Annotated in this window: 7 protein-coding genes; 1 reads left to right on the top strand and 6 read right to left on the bottom strand. The window is 48.2% G+C overall.

Annotated features, from left to right (window positions below; all coding sequences use genetic code 11):
• Positions 1-188: 188 nt before the first annotated feature.
• Positions 189-617 (bottom strand): putative ABC transporter permease, encoded by a 429-nt coding sequence (locus tag ACR0P9_RS05975; protein ID WP_432618248.1) that lies wholly within the window; start codon positions 615-617, stop codon positions 189-191.
• A gap of 283 nt (positions 618-900) precedes the next feature.
• Between ACR0P9_RS05975 and hydF the strand changes: the two genes are divergently transcribed.
• A complete protein-coding gene (hydF, locus tag ACR0P9_RS05980; protein ID WP_432618250.1) occupies positions 901-2091 on the top strand; it encodes a [FeFe] hydrogenase H-cluster maturation GTPase HydF in 1191 nt (396 codons plus the stop codon).
• A gap of 60 nt (positions 2092-2151) precedes the next feature.
• Here hydF and trpS read toward each other — a convergent pair whose 3' ends face one another.
• The 5 genes from trpS to ACR0P9_RS06005 all read right to left on the bottom strand — a co-directional run.
• Positions 2152-3237 (bottom strand): tryptophan--tRNA ligase, encoded by a 1086-nt coding sequence (trpS, locus tag ACR0P9_RS05985; RefSeq protein WP_432618252.1) that lies wholly within the window; start codon positions 3235-3237, stop codon positions 2152-2154.
• A gap of 130 nt (positions 3238-3367) precedes the next feature.
• Complete coding sequence (dnaK, locus tag ACR0P9_RS05990) at positions 3368-5062, bottom strand: molecular chaperone DnaK (protein WP_432618254.1); 1695 nt, start codon at positions 5060-5062, stop codon at positions 3368-3370.
• 21 nt (positions 5063-5083) lie between these two features.
• Positions 5084-5671 (bottom strand): DnaJ domain-containing protein, encoded by a 588-nt coding sequence (locus ACR0P9_RS05995; protein ID WP_432618256.1) that lies wholly within the window; start codon positions 5669-5671, stop codon positions 5084-5086.
• Positions 5672-5682: 11 nt separating this feature from the next.
• The gene (locus ACR0P9_RS06000) at positions 5683-6069 is read right to left on the bottom strand and encodes a hypothetical protein (protein WP_432618258.1); all 387 of its coding nucleotides are present in this window, start codon (positions 6067-6069) and stop codon (positions 5683-5685) included.
• Positions 6070-6214: 145 nt separating this feature from the next.
• Positions 6215-6552: ATP-binding cassette domain-containing protein (locus ACR0P9_RS06005; RefSeq protein WP_432618260.1), on the bottom strand; the 338-nt coding region annotated here is incomplete at its 5' end.

The raw sequence follows: 6552 nt of genomic DNA on the forward strand, positions 1-6552 counted from the left end.
CGCAAGCGCAGCACACTGTCTATTTGACAGGCATATTGATCCGCCGTCTGTCGGGTCTCTGATGCAATATGAGAAACGACGCACAATTTTCCCTGTCTGTCAAAACACCCCAGTGTAATCGCTGAATTTTGTATATTGATTGCAAGCAGCATAAGTGCCTGTCCCCTTTCTCGTGTATATGTCTGCTATTATATGCCGATTTTGCGCTGCTTGCAAGCAGACTTTTTGCATTTTTTCGCAGAATCTATCGGCAAGCGATCTGCCAGCCAAACCAGCGGAATACTCAGTGCAAACCAAACGAGGCTATACTTGATGCAGATTTGCCCCGCCAAATTGCCCAGCTCACCGGAATAATCCCAAACATGCAGCTGCATTCCCAAATTAAAAATACATCCAAAAATAAACTCGACAAATAACACAGCGACAGCACTTGCTACTGCGCGAAGAAGCAGACAATATTGCCACAGACAATCGGAAATCCATCCCATCAATCCGAAACAAATACCGCCCGCCAGCGCCATCGACCAGTGTGACCATCCTCGGAATAAAATTTCTAAAAACGGATACCCCCAAAAACCATATGCCATCAAAATCATTGTTTTTTGTATCTGATTCAAACCACATCACCTATGTGATAGCTTTCCCTATCTCAAAGAGAATATTCTGCGCCAATCTGGCATATCCTGTTTGGGGAGGTATTTTTATGAAGACATTTTGGCAAGGTAATCTGATTGTTCATCCGCGGCATCGTCCCCGCAGAAAACAGGCTGCCGGTAAGCTGTATCGCGACTCGCTCAATCAGCAGCGTCATACTCTTTAAGTGCCCTTTACGAAATGGTGTTCCTGCGGTATAATAAAGACAACGAAATCTAGGAATTATTCTGAATTTGAGGTGATTCTATGAGCATGAACACAGCCCCCAATGCCGAACGCGTACATATCGGTATTTTCGGCAAACGCAATGCCGGAAAATCCAGTCTCATCAATGCTCTGACCGGACAAGATCTTGCCATTGTCTCAGACGTTGCCGGAACGACGACAGATCCCGTCTCCAAGGCCATGGAGCTGCTGCCGCTGGGTCCTGTTGTTATGATTGACACGCCGGGTCTGGACGATGTCGGTGATCTGGGCGCACAGCGCATTCGGAAAGCGATGCAAGTCCTAAACAAATGTGATTTGGCGGTAGTTGTCGTCGATGCATCAGAAGGCATAACCGATGCCCATCAAGAGTTACTTGCTCGCTTGGAAGCCAAAAAAATCCCACATATTCTTGCAATGAACAAATGCGATTTGTTAGACGCCGTCCCGGCAGATACAGCAGCACAGCGCTATGTCAGTGCGGCAACCGGCGCAGGAATTTATGCTCTCAAAGAAGCGATTGCACACCTCGTTCCGACCGAAGGCAATGGGCGGCGCATTATTGCAGATCTCTTGCAGCCCAATGATTTCGTTGTACTTGTTGTTCCGATTGACTCTGCCGCACCAAAAGGGCGGTTGATTTTGCCGCAGCAGCAGACTATCCGTGATATTTTGGAAGCTGGTGCCAATGCCATTGTCTGTCGAGACACGGAATTAAAAGCAACGCTGGAAAAACTCGGACAGCCGCCGCGCATGGTTGTCACAGACAGTCAAGCGTTCAAGCGTGTCTCTGCGGACACGCCGAAAGACGTTCCGCTCACGTCCTTCTCCATTTTGTTTGCGCGATACAAGGGACGCTTAGACAGCGCTGTACACGGTGTCACGGCACTGGATCAACTAAAAGACGGAGATACCGTCTTAATCGCAGAAGGCTGCACCCATCATCGGCAATGTGATGATATTGGCACGGTCAAGCTGCCAAAATGGATAGAAACGTATACCGGAAAATCGCTGCATTTTGCATTTACCAGCGGCGGCTCGTTTCCGGATGATTTATCCCCGTACCAACTGATCGTGCACTGCGGCGGATGTATGCTCAATGAACGGGAAATGAAATACCGCATTGCGCACGCACAAGACGAGGGAATCCCCATGACCAACTACGGTATTTTGATTTCCTATGTCAACGGCATTCTCTCACGCGCTGTCCAGCCGCTGGGGTTGACCATATAAAAAAGCATTAACAACGCAAAAAAGCATCCCATATCGGGATGCTTTTTGTCATGTTGTGATTTATTTGCCGTACTTAGAAGCCTGCGAAGCAATCAGCTCTGCATCTTCAAAGTAGTTGATCTTCATAGCTGCGCGAACATCATGCAGGGTTTCTGCTGCCTCTGCACGAGCAACCTCGCTGCCCTTCTTGAGAATTTCATATACTGCCGGAATATCCTTCTCATATTCCTTGCGGCGAGCACGAATCGGCTCCAGCTCTGCCTGCAAGACGTTGTTCAGGAACTTCTTTACCTTCACATCGCCCAAGCCGCCGCGCTGATAATGCTCCTTGACCTCATCCAAATTTGCATACTCCGGCCAGAACTCTGCAAAATACTCCGGACGGCAGAAAGCATCCAGATAAGTAAATACGGTGTTGCCCTCAATCTTGCCCGGATCCTGTACGCGGATATGCTCCGGATCGGTATACATGCTCATGACCTTCTTGCGAACATCTTCCGGATCATCAGACAGATAAATGCAGTTGCCCAGAGACTTTGACATCTTTGCCTTGCCGTCAGTGCCCGGCAGACGCAGGCAAGCCTGATTGTCCGGCAGCAGAATATTCGGCATAACCAATGTCTCGCCGTATACGCTGTTGAACTTATGCACAATTTCACGGGTCTGTTCTACCATCGGCATCTGATCCTCACCGGCCGGAACCGTTGTTGCCCGGAACGCTGTAATGTCGGATGCCTGGCTGATCGGATAGGTAAAGAATCCAACCGGAATGCTTGCTTCAAAATTGCGCATCTGAATTTCAGATTTTACGGTAGGATTGCGCTGCAAACGAGATACAGTGACCAGATTCATATAATACATGGTCAATTCGGTCAGCTCCGGCACCTGAGACTGAATGAACAGCGTCGATTTTGCCGGATCCAAACCACAAGACAGATAATCCAGTGCAACTTCCAGAATATTCTGACGAATTTTTTCCGGATTGTCTGCATTGTCGGTCAATGCTTGTGTATCTGCAACCATAATAAAGATCTTATCATATTCGCCGGAATTTTGCAGCTCTACGCGGCGCTTCAGGGAACCAACATAATGTCCCAGATGCAGTTTGCCGGTCGGACGGTCACCGGTTAAAATAACTTTGCCCACGATATTTCCTCCTAAAAAACGACGCTTTCCCCGCCGTTTGTTTTTTTGCTTCTTTTATAATGTAATACAAAATGCACAAAAAAGCAAGTTCTAACTACAATCTTAGGCGTATTTTACCAGACCATTTTGTTTATGCGCTGACCAGCTGTTCCAGCGCGGCAGCAGCGGCAGCCATTTGCTCCGGCTCTTTTTTCCGCAAAGCATGTCTCGCTTCCTTTACCGCTGCATCCAACTGCTTTTTCTGTGCACGATCCATCGTCTTGCGCTTTTCTGCCGCCTGATAGGTCAATTGCTCTAATTTTGCCTTGTATTCCATGCCTGCGCGGACTTTATTGTCCTCCGTGGCATACTGTTCTGCATCATGAATGGCTTGCTGAATATCCGCTTGGCTCATATTATTCGATCCGGTTACTGTGATTTCCTGCATTTTTCCCGTTGTCAAATCACGAGCAGATACATTGACGATGCCGTTTGTGTCGATTTCAAACGTCACTTCGATCTGCGGCATACCGGTTGCAGACCGCTTGATGCCGCCGAGCATAAAGGAACCCAGACTTTTATTCTGTTTTGCCATCGGGCGTTCACCCTGCAGCACATTGACCTTTACCCGCTTCTGAAAAGCTCCAGCAGTGGTGAAAATCTGGCTCTTTTTAATTGGAATCGTGGTATTTTTGTCAATCAGCTTGGTAAATACACCGCCAACTGTTTCAATACCCAGAGACAACGGTGTGACATCGAGCAAGAGCAAGCCCTTGACTTCACCGGACAGCACACCGCCCTGCAAACAAGCACCCAGCGCAACGCACTCATCCGGATTAATGCCCTTAAACGGCTGTCGTCCCGTCAATTTCTGTACTGCTTCATTGACTGCCGGAATGCGGCTAGAGCCGCCAACCATTAACACCTTGCTGATGTCCGGCAAATTGAGTCCGGAATCCGCCACAGCCTGATAAACCGGGTCTAACGTTGCCTGTACCAAATGATTGGTCAGTTCATTAAACTTTGCCCGTGTCAAGGTCATCTGCAAATGCTTGGGTTCACCGCGCTTGACTGCAATGTACGGCAGGGTAATTTCTGTTGTCAACGCAGAAGACAGCTCTTTTTTCGCTTTCTCTGCTGCCTCCCGCACGCGCTGCATGGCCGCCGCATCGCGGCTCAAGTCTATCCCTTCAGCCTTTTTGAACTCCTGCAAGAGATAATCGCAGACACATTTGTCAAAATCATCGCCGCCAAGCCGATTATTTCCCGCCGTTGCCAGCACTTCAATCACACCGTCATTGATGTCCAAGACGGATACATCGAATGTGCCGCCGCCCAAATCGTAAACGAGGATTTTCTGTGCCTGTTCCTTGTCAATACCGTAAGCAAGCGCCGCGGATGTCGGCTCGTTGATGATCCGTTGTACATGCAGTCCCGCGATTGTTCCGGCATCCTTGGTTGCCTGCCGCTGGGCATCGGTAAAATACGCTGGAACCGTGATAACCGCTTCCGTCACCGGCTCGCCCAAATAAACCTCTGCATCGCTTTTGAGCTGCCGCAGAATCATAGCAGAGATTTCTTGCGGAGAATACTGTTTGCCATCAATAGAGATGCGGCGATCCGTGCCCATGTCGCGTTTAATCGAAGAAATGGTGCGTTCTGGGTTGACTGCTGCCTGCCGTTTTGCCGTTTCGCCGACAAGCCGTTCTCCCTCTTTGGTAAAGGCAACAACGGAAGGCGTGGTTCTTCCGCCCTGCGCATTCGGGATGATGACACGCTCTCCTCCCTCGTATACGGCAACACAAGAATTTGTGGTGCCTAAATCAATTCCGATAATCTTCGACATGGTATTTCTCTCCTCTGTTACTTACTGCCATTGATATGTCCGGTTCTGCTGCGTCGCACCATCGGTTCCATCCTGTGCATACGGATTGGTATCCGGTGTATACGGCTGCGTCTGGGAATATGGATAGGTCTGATAATATCTGTACGTCGGCTGCCGGTAAACCGAGCCGAACAACAATCTTCCGATGAAATTCAAAAGGAAAAAGAAAATCAAGAGATACAATAGCCCGCTGTGCCGTCTGCGCGGCTGATACTGCTGTCTTTGATCGCGTTGATATTGTTGATAGGTGTATTGGTTTTGCTGCCAATTCTGACCAAACATCCAAGCAAACGGGTCAAAGTTTTCTTGAAAATTTTGACCTTGACTGCCCGTGTATCCGGTATAACCTGTATGTTGTGTGTACTGCTGATACCCAGCATTGGTTTGTTGTTGCTGCGGATGCCGAATTTGTTCATATGCCTGATTGATTTCATTCATCTTCTTGGCAGCCGCCTCATCTCCCGGATGTAAATCTGGATGATATTTTCTCGCCAGCTTTCGATATGCCGCTTTAATTTCCTCCTCCGATGCATTTCTGGACACACCGAGTACGGAATATGGATCTTGCATGTATAGATTCCTCAGCTTCTTCTGGTAAATTGTCTGCCGCAGCAGTTACAAGTGATCGTAATTTTGCCTTTTCCCTTCGGCACGCGGAGTGTCGCCTTGCACTGTGGACAGCCGAAAAACTTATGCGTCTTTCTCTGCTGAAAATTCAGCTTTCTGCGCTGGAAAAATCCGACAAACGCCATGTTTTCCATCTGTCGTTTGGGAAGATTGCGCGACATAATGCGGAAATATCCGTAAACAAAAACAAAGACAGCCAGATAATACACAATCATGTGCGCCACCTGATTGGGAATCCATCGGCTCGCAAACATAGCGATAATCGATGCCCAAACCAGCGTATTGGACAGGGCATCAAATCCGTTTCTGCCTGCCATAAATGCCATGAGCCTGTACTTCATAAAATCTCACCTCAAAAACGTGTTTCTATCTTGTTTTTATTGTATCATACCGTATCCGTGCAAAAAGCAACAAATCCGCATGTTTTTGTAAACAATTTATGAAGCCGGTTGCAAAACTGCAACCGGCTTCTCAAATGAGACAATATTAACTAACTGCTTCCTCAAACTGCGACTGATACAGATTCGCATAGAACCCGTTTTTGTCCAAAAGCTGCTGATGGGTGCCCTGTTCGATGATGTCGCCATCCTTCATAACAAGAATCAAATCGGCATCTCGAATGGTAGACAGACGATGGGCAATGACGAACGATGTGCGTCCCTGCATCAAATGTGCCATCGCATCCTGAATCAACTGTTCGGTACGTGTATCGACAGAAGATGTCGCTTCATCAAGAATCAAAATCGGATTATCCGCCAAAATGGCGCGGGCAATCGTGAGCAGCTGTTTCTGACCCTGCGAGACATTGGATGCTTCTTCGTTCA

The organism is Butyricicoccus sp., from assembly GCF_050872565.1.
In the GTDB taxonomy this organism is placed as follows: domain Bacteria; phylum Bacillota; class Clostridia; order Oscillospirales; family Butyricicoccaceae; genus Butyricicoccus_A.

Coding starts and splice junctions, on each gene's coding strand:
- ACR0P9_RS05995 (WP_432618256.1), bottom strand. CDS start 5,671: ATGCAAGATCCATATTCCGTACTCGGTGTGTCCAGAAATGCATCGGAG.
- ACR0P9_RS06000 (WP_432618258.1), bottom strand. CDS start 6,069: ATGAAGTACAGGCTCATGGCATTTATGGCAGGCAGAAACGGATTTGAT.
- hydF (WP_432618250.1), top strand. CDS start 901: ATGAGCATGAACACAGCCCCCAATGCCGAACGCGTACATATCGGTATT.
- dnaK (WP_432618254.1), bottom strand. CDS start 5,062: ATGTCGAAGATTATCGGAATTGATTTAGGCACCACAAATTCTTGTGTT.